We start from the raw sequence: 15,357 nt of genomic DNA on the forward strand, positions 1-15,357 counted from the left end.
CGAACGGCGGCGGGGACGCCCTGGTGTCGCGGGCGAGATCAGGTGTCGCGGACCACCAGATGCGTCGGCAGCATCTCGGACGTGGCCGGCGTGCCGTCGATCAGCGCCCGCACCTTGCGCGCGAGCAGCACCCCGGCTTCGACGAAACTCTGGTGGACCGAGGTCAGGGGCGGCAGGTAGGTGGCGCCCAGCGGGGTGTCGTCGTAGCCGATGACCGACACGTCCTCCGGCACCCGGCGGCCGCTGGCGAGCAGGCCGCGGATCGCGCCGATCGCCAGCAGGTCGCTGGCCGCGAACAGCGCGTCGGTCTGCGGCCGGTCGCGCAGCAGCGCTTCCGCGGCGGCCGCGCCGGCCGTCACCGTGAACGCCGGCACCGTGACCATCTCCGGCACGATGCCGTCCTGCGCGAGGACATCGCGGAAACCCGTGAAACGCTCGGCGAATTCGCCATGCGCGTCGTCGCCCAGGAACACCGGGTGGCGTCGGCCCAGGGCCCGGAAGCGTTCCGCCACCAGCGCGCCGCCGCGGACGTTGTCGCTGCCGACGACGACATGCGATTCGTGCCGGCTCACCGCCCCCCAGACCACCAGCGGCCGGCCCCATTGTCCCACCGCGTGCATCGCGGCCTCGTGCGAACCCTGGCCGAGCAGGATCACACCGTCCGCGGCGAGCACCGCCGGCGGCATCTCGGCCTGCAAGGCGGTGAGCAGGACGCTGTAGCCCTGCGGCGTGAGTTCCTGGGTGATGCCGCCGAGCAGGTCCAGCGGATACGGCCCGGACATCTGCCGGTCGGGGCTGGGCGTCATCTCCACCACCACCGCCACGGTCATGCTGCGACGCAGGCGCAGGTTGCGGGCGCTGACGTTGAAGGCGTAGCCCTGCGCCTGCGCGACTTCGCGGATGCGGGCCCGGGTCTCGGCATTCACCAGCGGGCTGTCGCGCAGGGCGCGGGAAACGGTGATCGCCGACACCCCGGCGATCTCCGCGATGTCGGCCATCGTCGGCGTGCCGCCGCCGGCCGCGCCCTTGTCGCGGGATCGCGAGGTCATCGTCCGCCCCGCGGGACGGCGCTGCGGCGCGTGGCGAAGGGCGATGTCGGCATGCGGGACCTCGCGGGGGACGGGGCGAAGGGGTGACGCACGTTAACCGAAGCGCCCCCGGCAGGCGAGCGCGGACGCGACACATCCCCCTGCTACCATGCCGGGCTGGTTCGTCCCCGCACGCAACCGCCCCGCAAGCCCCTCCTCCGCTGCCCGCACGCTCTCCACGATGTCCGACACGCTCCGCCCCGCCTTCCACGGGTTCGAACAGATCCCGCTGCGCGAATACGCCGAACGCGCCTATCTCGACTATTCGATGTACGTGGTCCTGGACCGCGCCCTGCCCTTCATCGGCGATGGCCTGAAACCGGTGCAGCGGCGCATCGTCTATTCGATGAGCGAGCTGGGCCTCAACGCCGCCGCCAAGCCGAAGAAGTCCGCGCGCACCGTCGGCGACGTGATCGGCAAGTACCACCCGCACGGCGACAGCGCGTGCTACGAGGCGCTGGTGCTGATGGCGCAGCCGTTCTCGTACCGCTATCCGCTGATCGACGGCCAGGGCAACTTCGGCTCCAGCGACGACCCGAAGTCGTTCGCGGCGATGCGCTACACCGAATCGCGGCTGACGCCGATCGCCGAGGTGCTGCTGGGCGAACTCGGCCAGGGCACGGTCGACTGGGACCCGAACTTCGACGGCACGCTGGAAGAGCCCACCTGGCTGCCGGCGCGGCTGCCGCACCTGCTGCTCAATGGCACGACCGGCATCGCGGTGGGCATGGCCACCGACGTGCCGCCGCACAACCTCAACGAAGTGGTCAGCGCCTGCGTGCGCCTGCTCGACGACCCGGACGCCACCACCCGCGACCTCTGCGAGCACGTGCGCGGCCCGGACTATCCGACCACCGCCGAGATCATCACCCCCGCCGCCGACCTGCTGGCGATGTACGAGACCGGCAACGGCAGCGTGCGCGCCCGCGCCACCTACCTGAAGGAAGCGGCGAACATCGTCGTCACCGCACTGCCGTACCAGGTCAGCCCGAGCAAGGTGATCGAGCAGATCGCGCAGCAGATGCGCGCGAAGAAGCTGCCGTGGCTGGAGGACCTGCGCGACGAGTCCGACCACGCCAACCCGACCCGCATCGTGCTGATCCCGCGCAGCAATCGCGTCGACGTCGAACAGCTGATGGGCCACCTCTTCGCCACGACCGACCTGGAGAAGAGCTATCGCGTCAACATGAACGTGATCGGCCTCGACGGACGCCCGCAGGTGAAGCACCTGAAGGCGCTGCTGTCGGAATGGCTGGCGTTCCGCGCCGACACGGTGACGCGCCGGCTCAAGCATCGGCTGGAGAAGGTCGACCGCCGCCTCCACCTGCTGGCCGGCCTGCTGGTCGCCTTCCTCAACCTCGACGAAGTGATCCGCATCATCCGCACCGAGGACGAACCGAAGCCGGCACTGATCGCACGCTTCGGCCTCAGCGAGGAGCAGGCGGAGTACATCCTCGAAACGAAGCTCAAGCAGCTCGCCCGCCTGGAGGAAATGAAGATCCGCGGCGAGCAGGCGGAACTGGAAGCCGAGCGCGAGAAGATCGCCGGCATCCTCGAGAGCAAGGCCAAGCTGAAGAAGCTGATCAAGGACGAACTGCTCGCCGACGCGAAGAAGTTCGGCGACGCGCGCATGTCGCCATTGGTGTCCCGCGAGGCCGCGCAGGCGATCGACGAGACCGAACTGGTCGCCAGCGAACCCATGACCGTCGTGCTGAGCGAAAAGGGCTGGATCCGCGCGGCGAAGGGCCACGACATCGATCCGGCGGCGCTGGGCTACCGCGATGGCGACGGCCTGCTCTGCGCAGTGCGCGGGCGCAGCACGCAGCAGGTGGCGTTCCTCGATGCCACCGGCCGCAGTTATTCGACCGCCATCCACACCCTGCCCTCGGCGCGCGGCAACGGCGAGCCGTTGACCGGCCGCTTCTCGCCGCCGGCGGGCGCAGGCTTCCAGGCGATGGCCGCCGGCGCGAACGACGACCGCTTCGTGCTGGCGTCCTCGCACGGCTACGGCTTCGTCACGAAGTTCGAGAACCTCACCGGCCGCAACAAGGCTGGCAAGGCGATGCTGTCGCTCACGCCGGGCTCGACGGTGCTGGCACCGGTCGCTGCCGCCGGCGGCGACGCCGGCCGCATCGTGGCCGTCACCAGCGCCGGCCACCTGCTGGCGTTCCCGCTCGCCGAGCTGCCGGAACTCGACAAGGGCAAAGGCAACAAGATCATCGAGATCCCGAAGGCCAAGCGCGGCACCGAGCGCGTCGTCGCGATCGCGGTCGTCCCGCCCGGCGGCACGCTGTCGGTGAAATCCGGCGCGCGCACGATGTCGCTGTCGTTCAAGGAACTGGAACCGTACATCGGCGCCCGCGGCGGCCGCGGCGGCCTGCTGCCACGCGGCTGGCAGAAGGTCGACGCGCTGTCGGTGGAGTGACGGAAGGAGTCATCGCGATGCATCCGGATTTCTGGCTCCAGCGCTGGCAGGACCGGCAGATCGGCTTCCACCAGGACACGCCGACGCCGCTGCTGTGCAAGCACTGGCCGTCGGTGGGCGCGCCGGCCGGCGGCACCGTGTTCGTGCCGCTCGCGGGCAAGTCGCTGGACATGGCGTGGTTCGCGTCGCAGGGCCATGACGTGCTGGGCGTGGAGCTGTCGCCGCTCGCGGTCGAACAGTTCTTCGCCGAACACGGGCTGGTGCCCGAGGTCTTCGAGACGCGGTACGGCCGCCACCATCGCGCCGGCGGCATCGAACTGATCCTCGGCGACGCCTTCGGCCTCGACGCCGAACTGCTGGCCCGCTGCGACGCCGTGTACGACCGCGCGGCATTGATCGCGCTGCCGCCCGAACTGCGCGCCCGCTACGTCGGCGAGCTGTATCCGCGTCTGCCGACGCACTGCCGCGGCCTGCTGATCACGCTCGAATACCCGCAGCACGAAAAGGCCGGCCCGCCGTTTTCGGTGCCCGAGACCGAAGTCGTCGAACGCTTCAGCCCGCACTGGAACGTCGACCTGCTGGAACGCCGCGACATCCTCGCGACGCAGCAAAGCTTCGTCGACGAAGGCGTGACCGCGCTCGACACGTGCGTGTATCGCCTCGCCCGCCACACCCGCTGACACCGACCCTGCAAGGACCGACATGATCACCAAGTGGCTCAAGCGCATCGTCTCGCTCCTGCTCGTGCTGATCGTCATCGGCACGCTCACCGGCTGGTGGCTGCTGCGCGGCAGTCTGGCGACGCTGGACGGCGACCTCGCGCTCGACGGACTCTCGGCCCCGGTGAAGGTCGAACGCGACGCCAACGGCACCGTGACCATCGACGCCGCAAACGAAGCCGACGCCATGCGCGCGCTCGGCTACGTGCACGCGCAGGAACGCTACTTCGAAATGGACCTGATGCGCCGCGTGTCCGCGGGCGAGCTGTCCGAGCTGTTCGGGCCGATCGCGATCGAGAAGGACAAGGCGCAGCGCGTGCATCGCATCCGCGCGCGGGTACGGGCCAATCTCGCCGCGATGGCCGACGGCAAGCACGCAGTGCTCGACGCCTACACCGCCGGCGCCAATGCCGGTCTCGCCGCGCTGCGGACGCGGCCGTGGCCGTACCTGCTGGTCGGCCAGCAGCCGAAGCGCTGGACGCCCGAGGACGCGGCGCTGGTCGGCTACGCGATGTATTTCGACCTGCAGGACGCGAGCGACGCGCACGAACTGGCGCTGTGGCGGATCAAGCCGCACCTGCCGCCGGCGCTGTACGCGCTGCTGACCCGCGACGGCACGCGCTGGGACGCGCCGCTGGTGGGCGCACCGCGCGGCGACGCGCCGCTGCCGACGGCCGACGAGGTCGACCTGCGCAAACTGCCCGGGCCGCCGGCCGAGCGCCACGCGATCGGTTCGGATGACATCGTGCCGGGCAGCAACAACTTCGCTGTCGCCGGTCAGCTCACCGCCGACGGCCGCGCGATCGTCGCCGACGACATGCACCTCGGCCTGCGCGCGCCGAACATCTGGTTCCGCGCACGCCTGCGCTACCCCGATCCGCGCGCGCCCGGCGGCAAGGTCGACGTCACCGGCTTCACCCTGCCCGGCCTGCCGGCAGTGGTGGTCGGCAGCAACACGCACGTGGCGTGGGCGTTCACCAACGGCTACATCGACAGCGCCGACTGGCGCATCCACACCGCCTGCGGCGGCGCGAACGCCGATCCCTCGACCTGCGTGAAGCCGACCTCGCATGCCGAGATCATCCGCGTCGCCGGCGCCGCGCCGGTGGAATTCGAGGTGCAGGAAACCGAGTGGGGTCCGGTGCTGCATCGCGAGGGCGACCAACTGTTCGCGCTGCGCTGGAACGCGCACCTGCCCGGCGCGCTGGGCTTCGGCCTCACCGACATGCCGCTGGCCGGCAACGTCGACCAGGCGCTGGCCATCGCCGACCGCAGCGCGGTGCCGGCGCAGAACTTCGTCGTGGGCGACAGCACCGGGCGCATCGCGTGGCGCGTGATCGGTCCGCTCGCGCAGCGCGCGCCCGGCTGCGCGCCGGCGCTGCCCGGCACCGACGCCGAACAGGCCGCGACCTGCCCGCCGTGGAGCGTCGCCACCGATCGCGCGCCGCGCCTGATCGATCCGCCGACGCACCGGCTGTGGAGCGCGAACAACCGCACCCAGGACGGCGAGACGCTGGCGCAGGTGGGCGACGGCGGCTACGCCTTCGCCGCGCGCGCCAAGCAGATCCGTGACGGCCTGTTCGCGAAGGAGCGATTCGCCGAACGCGACCTGATGGCGATCCAGCTCGACGATCGCGCGCTGCTGCTCACCGGCTGGCACCAACTGCTGGGAGACACCGCCGCGCGCGCGAAGACGCCCGCTCTGCAGGCGCTGGCCGACGCCGCGAAGACCTGGGAAGGCCACGCCAGCGTCGACTCGGTGAGTTACCGCGTGGTCCGCGCGTGGCGTATCGCCGTGCATGAACGCGTGGCCGAAGGCCTGACCGCGCCGGCGCACGCCGCGCTGGGCGACGCGTTCGAGATGCCGGCGTTCCAGCAGCTCGAAGGCGTGGTCTGGCCGCTGGTGACGCAGCGTCCGGCACACCTGCTGTCGCGCAAGTACGCGAACTGGGACGCGCTGCTCGAAGACGCCGCGAAGCAGGTCCGCGACGAACTCGGGACACAGGGCCCGATCGCGCAGCGCACCTGGGGCGAACGCAACACCGCGACGATCTGCCACCCGCTGGCAAAGGCCATCCCGGTGGTCGGCAAGGCGCTGCTGTGCATGCCGGGCGACCAGATTCCCGGCGACGGCGGCATGCCGCGCGTGGTCGGGCCGGATTTCGGTGCGTCCGAGCGCATGGTCGTCTCGCCCGGCCACGAAGCCGACGGCCTGACCCACATGCCCGGCGGCCAGAGCGGCCATCCGCTGTCGCCGTTCTGGGGCGCGGGCCACGAAGACTGGGTGCACGGCCGGCCGACGCCGTTCCTGCCCGGCAAGACCGCCTACACGCTCACGCTGGAGCCGGCGCCGAAGCGCTGACATCCACCGCACACACGGACTCGGAAGGATTCGATATGGACAAGACCTGGGCCGTCGTCACCGGCGCTTCCGGTGGCATCGGAGACGCCATCGCCCGCCGCCTCGCGGCACGCGGCCACGCGCTGGTGCTGGTGGCGCGCAGCGCGGACAAGCTCGATGCGTTGGCAGCGACGCTGGCGCGCGATCACGGCATCGAAACACGCACGATCGCGCTGGACCTCGGTGCACCCGGCGCGGCCGACCGCGTCGCCGCCGAACTGGCCGAGGCCGGCATCGTGCCGACGATCCTGATCAACAACGCCGGCTTCGGTCTCTACGGCAAGCACGCCGAGACCGCGCTCGACGACGAGCAGGCGATGCTCGATCTCAACATCGTCGCGCTCACGCGACTCACCAAGCGGCTGCTGCCGGGCATGCTCGCTGCACGCCGCGGGCGGATCGTGAACGTCGCGTCGACCGCCGCATTCCAGCCCGGACCGTACATGGCGGTGTACTTCGCGACCAAGGCCTACGTGCTGTCGTACAGCGAGGCATTGGCCGAGGAGCTCGACGGCACCGGCATCACCGTGACCGCGCTGTGCCCCGGTCCAACCGACACCGGGTTCCGCGATCGTTCTGGCATGCATGCATCCGGGCTCGCGAAACGGGGGGCGCAAGCCAGTGCGGACGATGTCGCCGACGAGGCGATGCGCGCAATGGATCGCGGCCAGCGGGTCGCGATCCATGGTGCCGGGAACCGCTTCATGGCGTGGGCAATCCGGGTACTGCCCCGAAACACGGTCACGCATCTCATCGCGAAGATCGCGAAACCGGTGTGAGGCACGGCCCGGCGTCGGCGCAACGCCGGCGCGGGCCTCGATGCAGCGTCGACCTCAGGCCGGCGCCAGCGCCGCCTGGTGCACGCCGGCGATCGCGCGACCCGACGGATCGGCCGCATTCGCGAATGCCGCGTCCCAGGCGATCGCCGCCGGCGACGAGCATGCGATCGACTTGCCGCCCGGCACCGTCTCCGCGCAGGCCTTGCCCGGGAACTGTTCCTCGAACAGCCGGCGGTAGAAGTACGCTTCCTTGGTCTGCGGCGGGTTGATCGGGAAGCGCTGCTCGGCCGCGGCGAAATCGGCGTCACTCACCTGCGCCTCGGCGTGCGCCTTCAGGCCGTCGATCCAGCCGTAGCCGACGCCATCGCTGAACTGTTCCTTCTGCCGCCACAGGATTTCCTTCGGCAGGTAGCCCTCGAACGCCTCGCGCAGCACCGCCTTCTCGATCGGCCGGCCGCCGTCCGGGCCCGGGCGCACCATCTTCGCCGCCGCGTCCATGCGCATCGCCACGTCGAGGAATTCGGTGTCGAGGAACGGCACCCGCGCTTCCACGCCCCAGGCCATCATCGACTTGTTGGCGCGCAGGCAATCGTAGTTGTAGAGCGCGTCGAGCTTGCGGATGGTCTCGGCGTGGAACTCGCGCGCGTCCGGCGCCTTGTGGAAATAGAGATAGCCGCCGAACACCTCGTCGCTGCCCTCGCCCGAGAGCACCATCTTCACCCCCATCGCCTTGATCCGCCGCGCCAGCAGGAACATCGGCGTCGACGCGCGGATCGTGGTGACGTCGTAGGTCTCGATGTGGCGGATCACCTCGGGCAGCGCGTCCAGCCCTTCCTCGAAGGTGTAGGTGAAGCCGTGGTGCACGGTGCCCAGCGCCTTCGCCGCGACCTCGGCGGCGGCGAGATCGGGCGAGCCTTTCAGGCCGATCGCGAACGAGTGCAGGCGCGGCCACCACGCCTCGGTCTGGTCGCCGTCCTCCACGCGCTTGCGGGCAAAGCGCGCGGCGCAGGCCGCGACCAGCGACGAATCCAGCCCGCCCGACAGCAGCACGCCGTACGGCACGTCGCTCATCAGCTGGCGATGCACCGCGGCCTCGAAGGCTTCGCGCAGTTCGCGCAGCGAAACCTGCACGCCGTCGGTGGCGGCATGGTCGCGCCAGGCGCGCTCGTGATAGCGATGCAGTTTGCCGGTGGCGCTGTCGTACCAGTGGCCCGGCGGGAACTGCGCGACGTCGTCGCAGACGCGCACAAGCGCCTTCATCTCCGACGCCACCCAGACGCGGCCGTCGGCATCGTGGCCCCAGTACAGCGGGCAGACGCCGAGCGGGTCGCGGGCGACGATGAAACGCCCGGCCGCGCTGTCCCACAGCACGAAGGCGAAGATGCCGTTGAGGCGGTCGATCCACGCGCCGACGTCGCCGCTGCGCGCCTTCGATTCGGCGTAGAGCGCGTTGATCACTTCGCAGTCGGAACCGCTCTGGAACGCGTACGGCTGCTTGAGTGCGCCTTCCAGCAGGCGGTGGTTGTAGATCTCGCCGTTCACGGCCAGCACGAGCGAACCGTCTTCCGACAGCAGCGGCTGCGCGCCGCCGGCGGGATCGACGATCGCCAGGCGCTCGTGCACCAGCAGCGCGTGCGGCTCGACGTGCACGCCGGACCAGTCGGGACCGCGATGGCGTTGTCGCGCGGACAGCGACAGGGCGAGGGGGCGCAGCGGGCCGAGATCGGCGCCGGCGCGCAGGTCGAAGACACCGAGAATCGAACACATGGGGAGGGCTCCTGGGGTTGTCGGTACCCCGGAAGCGCGAAACCCGCGCTTCCGGCGCGGGTTTCTGGGACTGGGCGGTGTTGCTGGAACTTATGCCTGGTCGCCGGTTCGCCTCGCGCGCACGGTGTGGTCGCAATTATTCGAATTGCGATTATTGGCGCGATTGCGATTGGCGAGGCGGAAGGTCATGGAGCCACCCTAACCCGCGGGCGATGACCGGCGCAAGCCCGGATCGCGCGGCACGCGCACCGTCCGTCGGCGGCTGGTGTGACGCAGCATGCGTCGTGCAGGCTCAGAGTCCGGCCAGCGCCTCGCGCACGGCGGCCAGCGCGCGCTGGATCTGCGCGGGATCCTGCGGCGCATGCCCCTGCCCCGGAAGTTCCACCAGCACGCAGGCGTTGCCCAGCGCGCGCAGCGCGGCGCAGGCACGACGCGACTGGTCGATCGGCACCAGCACGTCGGCCGTCCCGTGGACGATCAGCGTCGGCGGCATGCCGGGCACGAGATGCGCCAGCGGCGAGGCCGCCTCGGGCGGCTGACCGGCCAGCAGCGCCGCCACCGCCCCGGGCACCCAACCCGGCGCGTCCGGCGAGACGGTCGACAGGTCCCACGGCCCCCACAGCACGATCAGCCGCGCCGGGCGCTTCGCCGCGTCGGGATCGCGCGCGGTCCACGCCGCGAGATGACCGCCGGCCGAGCCGCCGAGCAGCGCGATCCGGCGCGGATCGATCCCGAGCGGACCGGCATTCGCCCGCATCCAGGCCAGCACCGTCGCCACGTCGTCCGCCGGCATCGGCCAGTGCACGCCGGGCTGCGAGGTCAGCCGGTAGTCCATGCTCAGCACGACCGCCCCTTCGCGCGCGGCCAGCAGGGCGAGATCGCGCAGCTCGGTGCGATCCCCCGCCGCCCAGCCACCGCCGTGGACCATCAGCACCGCACGGCGTCCGCTGGTCGGGCCGCCGTCGGGCGGAGCGTAGATGTCCACCGCCAACCCGTGCGGGCCAACGTTCTGGGTCAGTGTCGGGCCGTCCGCCGCGCGGCTGCAGCCGGCGAACAGCAGGCAGAACATCAGGAGGAGTGTGCGCAGGGGCGTCATGGGGCAGGCAGCAGCCGCTCCAGGATCGCGAGGTACAGGTCCGGCAGTCGCTCCAGATCGGCCACGGACACGTGTTCGTCGACCTTGTGGATGCTCGCGTTGACCGGGCCGATTTCGACGCAGTGCGCGCCGAGCGGCGCGATGAAGCGGGCGTCGGACGTGCCACCCGCGGTGTTCTCCTCCGGCGGCGCGCCGGCGAACGCGGTCAGCACCTCGCGCGCTGCGGCGCGCAGCGGGCCTTCCGGCGTGTAGAACGGCTCGCCGCCGCGATGCCAGCGGATCGCGTAGTCGAGCCCGTGCGCACGCAGCACCGCTTCGCATTCGGCTTCGAGCTGCTCGGCACGCCACGTCGGGTTGTAGCGCAGGTTGAACAGCACCTCCAGCGCGCCCGGGATCACGTTGTTCGCGCCGGTGCCGGCGTGCACGTTGCTGATCTGGAAACTGGTCGGCGGGAAGTTCTCGTAGCCGTCGTCCCAGCGGCGTGCCGCGAGTTCGGCCAGCGCCGGCAGCGCCTGATGGATCGGATTGCGCGCTTTCTCGGGATAGGCGACGTGACCCTGGATGCCCTGCACCGTCAGCGTCGCCGACAGCGTGCCGCGACGGCCCACGCGCAGCAGGTCGCCGAGCACCACCTTCGACGACGGCTCGCCGGTGATGCACCAGTCGATGCGCTGGCCGCGTTCGCGGAACACGTTCGCGACCTTCGGCACGCCGTCGATCGCATCGCCTTCCTCGTCGGACGTCAGCAGCAGGCCGACGGTGCCGGCATGATCGGGATGCGCGGCGACGAAGCGCTCCAACGCGACCACGAACGCGGCCACGCTGCCCTTCATGTCGGCCGCGCCGCGTCCGTACAGCACGCCGTCGCGGATCGTCGGCACGAACGGATCGCTGGTCCACGCCTCGACCGGCCCCGGCGGCACCACGTCGGTATGGCCGAGCAGGACGAGAACGGGACCACCGTCGCCATGCGTCGCCCACAGGTTGTCGGTCTGCCCGAAGCGGAGGTGCTCGCAGCGGAAGCCCGCGCGTTCCAGCCGTTCGGCGATCAGCGCCTGGCAGCCGGCGTCCTCGGTGGTGATCGAGCGGCGCGCAACCAGATCGCGGGTGAGATCGAGCACGTCCGACATCAGCCGACTCCGAAGCGCTTCTTGAAACCGTTGTCGCTGAAGCCCTGGCTGACGACGCCGTCGTCGGTGACGACCACCGGGCGGCGGATCAGCTGCGGGTATTCCTTCAGCAACAGCTTCCACTCGGCGTCGGAACCCGGCGACTTGCGCATCTCGGGCAACTGCCGCCACGTGGTCGACGACTTGTTGATCACCGCCTCCCAGCCGCCGAGCGCGTCCTTCCACGCCACCAGCGTCTCGGGCGACTGGCGCTGGTCGCGGTAGTCGACGAAGTCGTGCGCGATGTCGAACCGCTTCAGCCAGTTGCGGGCCTTCTTGCAGGTGTCGCAGTTGTTCAAACCGTAGAGCGTGGTCATGTCGTCTCGTGGTAGAGCGGGCTTCAGCCCGCTGAAAGGGCACCGGATCACGGCAGCTTGAGGCAAGCGGCCTGAAGGCCGCTCTACAGATCCTCAATCCGCCAAGCCGCGCAGCAGGTCGTTGATCGAGGTCTTGCCGCGGGTCTTCTCGTCGACCTGCTTCACGATCACAGCGCAGTACAGCGAGTGCGAGCCGTCGGCGGCCGGCAACTGCCCGGACACCACGACGCTGCCCGGCGGCACGTAGCCGTAGGTGATCTCCTTGGTCGCGCGGTTGTAGATGCGGGTGCTCTGGCCGAGGAACACGCCCATGCCGATCACGCTGTGATGGCCGACGACCACGCCTTCGACCACTTCCGAACGCGCGCCGATGAAGCAGTGGTCCTCGATGATCGTCGGCGAGGCCTGCAGCGGCTCCAGCACGCCGCCGATGCCGGCGCCGCCGGACAGGTGGCAGTGCTTGCCGATCTGCGCGCAACTGCCGACCGTGGCCCAGGTGTCGACCATCGTGCCCTCACCCACGTAGGCGCCGATGTTCACGAAACTCGGCATCAGCACCACGTCCTTCGCGATGTGCGCGCCGCGGCGCGCGATCGCGCCCGGCACCACGCGTGCGCCGAGCGCGCGGAAGTCGGCTTCGCCGTAGCCTTCGAAGCGCGCCGGGACCTTGTCCCAGAACGGCGCGGGCTGCGCATCGACGACCGCCATCTCCTGCGTTCGGAAGAACAGCAGCACCGCCTTCTTCAACCATTCGTTGACGGTCCAGCCGCCGTCGGCGTTCGGCGCGGCGACGCGGAATTCGCCGGATTCGAGGCCGGCGATGGCGCGGTCGACGGCGGGACGGACGCGGTCGGCGATGTCCCCGGCGGCGAGGTCGGCGCGACGCTCCCAGGCGTCGTCGATGAGGGCTTGCAGATCGGCAGCAGTGTTCATGCGGGAAAGGGCATCACGTGGGGTGAAGGGAAAGGCATCAGACCGGCGCGGCGGCATCGAGCGTCGCGCGCAGCGCCTCGCGCAGCGCGTCGACCTGCTCGGGGTCGAGCGCGCGGTCGTCGGCACCGGCGATCAGGAACATGTCCTCGGCGCGCTCGCCGAAGGTCGCGATGCGCGCATCGTGCACGCGCACGTGCTGGCGGCGCAGCGCATGCGCGACATCGGCGAGCAGGCCCGGGCGGTCGGTGCAGACGAGACTGAGCCGCGTGCAGCGGCCGCCGTCGACGGGTTCGAGTTCGATGCGCGCGGCGATGCGGAAATGCTTCAGGTGCCTCGGCTGCGTACGCCGTGCCGGCAGCAGGCGATCCAGGTCGCCGGCCAGCGCGCGCTGCAGCGCGGCTTCTATCTCCGCCGACGCGTGCGCATGCGTCGGATCGATCGGCAGCACGTGGAAGGTGTCGAAGATGCGGTTGCCCGGGCCGTCGAGCGCGCGTGCCTGCTGGATCGCGAGGCCGAGGCGATCCAGAGTGATCACGATCGCGGCAAACAGGCCGTCGCGATCGGGCGCATGCACGAAGATCTCGCGGTCGCCGGCGTCGGGGCGCAGACGGCGCGCACGGACCACGGTCGCGTCGCGAGTCGCCTCGTGCAGCCCGGCCGCCTGCCACGCGATCTGGTCGGGCCGGCTGCGCAGGAAGTTCTCGCGCGGCATGCGCGCGAAGACCTGGTCGATCGCGGCGTCGGCGAACCCGATGTCCTGCAGCAGTTCGCGCGCGGCGCCGCGGTTCTCGACGATGCGTTCCTCCGCCGCGACCGGATGCTCCAGTCCGCGGCGGAGCGCGAGGCGCGTGGCCGTGTGCAGGTCGGCCAGCAGCCGGTCCTTCCACGCGTTCCACAGCTTCGGCGAGGTGCCGGCGATGTCGGCGCAGGTCAGCAGGTAGAGATGGTCGAGCCGCTGGCGATCGGCGACTTCCGCGGCGAAACGGTGGATCACGTCGGGATCGGTGATGTCCTGTTTCTGCGCGGTCACCGACATGAGCAGATGCCGGCGCACCAACCATTCGACCAGCGCGCTGTCGGCCTCCGACAGTCCGTGCGACAGACAGAACGCGCGCGCATCGACAGCGCCGAGTTCGGAATGGTCACCGCCACGGCCCTTGGCGATGTCGTGGAACAGGCCGGCGATGAGCAGCAGCTCCGGCTTGCGCAGCGACGGCCACACCAGGTGCGCACTGGAGAAGCGCGCATCCGGCGTGCCGGACGCGAACAGCGCGAGATTGCGCAGCACCGCGAGCGTGTGCTGGTCGACGGTGTAGACGTGGAAGAGATCGAACTGCATGCGTCCGGAAACCTGCGCGAACGCGGGAATCCAGCGACCGAGCACGCCCATCCGCGCCATGCGCTCCAGCGTCTTCACCGGCTGCGGCCCGCGCAGCAGGCCGAGGAACTGCTGGCGGAGGAGATGATCGGCGTCGGCGTAGCCGGGGATCGCCGGCAGCGTCTCGGCCAGCGCCCACGCCGTCATCGAATGCAGGCCGCGGCTTTCGGGATGCGCGGCCCAGGCGGCGAACAATTCGAACGCTTCCGCCGGGCCGCGCAGCCAGGCGCGATCGCGCACGGCCAGGTAGCCGCGGCGCAGTTCGAAGCGCTCGTCGATCGGCGTCGGCTCACCCGCGCCTTCGAGTTGTTCCTCGAAGCGCTGCAGCAGGCGGTCGCCGATGCGCAGCACGCGGCCGGCGCTGCGGTAGAAGCCCTGCATCATCTGTTCGACGGCGAGGTTGTCGTCGTCGTCGGCGTGGCCGAGGCGCGTGGCGAGACGCTTCTGGTAGTCGAAGCGCAGGCGCTCCTCGCGCCGGCCGGCGACGAGGTGCAGGCCGAAACGCAGCCGCGACAGCGCCTTGCGCTCGCGCTCCAGCGTGTCGAACTCGACCGCGCCGATCTGGCCGAACGCGAGCATCGATTCCAGCGTGCCGCTGCCCAGCACGCGCTGCGCCATCCAGCGCAGGGTCTGGATGTCGCGCAGCCCGCCGGGGCCGTCCTTGAGGTTGGGTTCGAGGTTGTCGGCGGTGTCGCCGAAGCGGGCGTGCCGCTGGCGCTGCTCTTCGACCTTGGCGCGGAAGAACGCCGCCGCCGGCCACACGCGGTCCGGTGCGATCGCCGCGCGCAGCGCGTCGCAGTCGTCCGGCGTCGCGACCAGCGCGCGCCACTCCATCAGCGCGGTGAGCACGGTCTGGTCGGCTGCGGCCTCCGTGCACTGCGCGGGCGAACGCACGGCCTGGCTGGCCTGCAGCGCGGCGTCCCACAGCAGCGCGAGGAAGCGCGCCAGCGCGTCGCGCAGTGCGTCCTGCGCGGCATCGCCGGCGAGCACCAGCAGGTCGATGTCCGATTGCGGGAAGAGTTCGCCGCGACCGTAGCCGCCGACGGCAAACAATGCAGCATCGCCGGGCACGCAGCGCACCCACGCCTCGCGGATCAGCGTGTCGGCGGTCGCCGCGCGGGCGGCCACCAGCGCATCGACGTCGTCGCCGCGGTCGAAGCGCGCCGCGAGCGCGGCGTCGGCCTCTGCAAGCCGCGCACGGGCGGCGGCCGCCCAGGCCGCGTCGCCGTCGGGCGAAGAAGGAAACGCCTGGCCGTCCGCGATCGTGGGCGCAGCGGCGTCCATG

General features: G+C 70.7%; 11 protein-coding genes. 4 read left to right on the forward strand and 7 right to left on the reverse strand.

Features of this window, described 5'->3' with window-relative positions; genetic code table 11:
* Window positions 1–38 precede the first annotated feature (38 nt).
* Window positions 39–1,049 (reverse strand): substrate-binding domain-containing protein, encoded by a 1,011-nt coding sequence (locus ACT53R_RS05020; protein ID WP_476170756.1) that lies wholly within the window; start codon window positions 1,047–1,049, stop codon window positions 39–41.
* Between the two features lie 220 nt (window positions 1,050–1,269).
* Here ACT53R_RS05020 and parC point away from each other — a divergent pair, with 220 nt between their 5' ends.
* Genes parC through ACT53R_RS05040 form a run of 4 tightly spaced genes read left to right on the forward strand, consistent with a single transcriptional unit; the run spans window position 1,270 to window position 7,412 of the window.
* Complete coding sequence (gene parC, locus ACT53R_RS05025; protein ID WP_476170757.1) at window positions 1,270–3,513, forward strand: DNA topoisomerase IV subunit A; 2,244 nt, start codon at window positions 1,270–1,272, stop codon at window positions 3,511–3,513.
* Between the two features lie 17 nt (window positions 3,514–3,530).
* Window positions 3,531–4,193, forward strand: coding sequence for a thiopurine S-methyltransferase (locus ACT53R_RS05030; protein WP_476170758.1), 663 nt, complete (start codon window positions 3,531–3,533; stop codon window positions 4,191–4,193).
* Between the two features lie 22 nt (window positions 4,194–4,215).
* On the forward strand, window positions 4,216–6,594 hold the full coding sequence (locus tag ACT53R_RS05035; protein ID WP_476170759.1) for a penicillin acylase family protein: 2,379 nt from the start codon (window positions 4,216–4,218) through the stop codon (window positions 6,592–6,594).
* Between the two features lie 35 nt (window positions 6,595–6,629).
* Window positions 6,630–7,412 carry an SDR family NAD(P)-dependent oxidoreductase gene (locus ACT53R_RS05040; protein WP_476170760.1) on the forward strand — a complete coding sequence of 261 codons (783 nt, stop codon included), beginning with the start codon at window positions 6,630–6,632 and terminating at the stop codon, window positions 7,410–7,412.
* 54 nt (window positions 7,413–7,466) lie between these two features.
* On the opposite strand, the gene asnB is transcribed toward ACT53R_RS05040, so the two are convergent.
* The 6 genes from asnB to glnD form a co-directional block, all read right to left on the reverse strand.
* Window positions 7,467–9,179, reverse strand: coding sequence for an asparagine synthase B (gene asnB / locus ACT53R_RS05045; protein ID WP_476170761.1), 1,713 nt, complete (start codon window positions 9,177–9,179; stop codon window positions 7,467–7,469).
* Window positions 9,180–9,471: 292 nt separating this feature from the next.
* Window positions 9,472–10,275 (reverse strand): alpha/beta hydrolase, encoded by an 804-nt coding sequence (locus ACT53R_RS05050; RefSeq protein ID WP_476170762.1) that lies wholly within the window; start codon window positions 10,273–10,275, stop codon window positions 9,472–9,474.
* Window positions 10,272–11,405: a succinyl-diaminopimelate desuccinylase gene (dapE, locus tag ACT53R_RS05055; RefSeq protein ID WP_476170763.1), complete on the reverse strand. Its 1,134-nt coding sequence runs from the start codon at window positions 11,403–11,405 to the stop codon at window positions 10,272–10,274. Before dapE ends, ACT53R_RS05050 begins: the two co-directional genes overlap by 4 nt.
* A complete protein-coding gene (locus ACT53R_RS05060) occupies window positions 11,405–11,761 on the reverse strand; it encodes a Spx/MgsR family RNA polymerase-binding regulatory protein (protein ID WP_476170764.1) in 357 nt (118 codons plus the stop codon). The genes dapE and ACT53R_RS05060 overlap by 1 nt, the downstream gene beginning before the upstream one ends.
* A 93-nt stretch (window positions 11,762–11,854) precedes the next feature.
* Entirely contained in the window at window positions 11,855–12,694 is an 840-nt protein-coding gene (gene dapD / locus ACT53R_RS05065) for a 2,3,4,5-tetrahydropyridine-2,6-dicarboxylate N-succinyltransferase (protein ID WP_476170765.1), read from the reverse strand.
* Between the two features lie 37 nt (window positions 12,695–12,731).
* Complete coding sequence (gene glnD / locus ACT53R_RS05070; protein ID WP_476170766.1) at window positions 12,732–15,356, reverse strand: [protein-PII] uridylyltransferase; 2,625 nt, start codon at window positions 15,354–15,356, stop codon at window positions 12,732–12,734.
* Between the last annotated feature and the right edge of the window lies 1 nt (window position 15,357).

It is taken from the genome of Lysobacter sp. DMC104 (assembly GCF_056313665.1).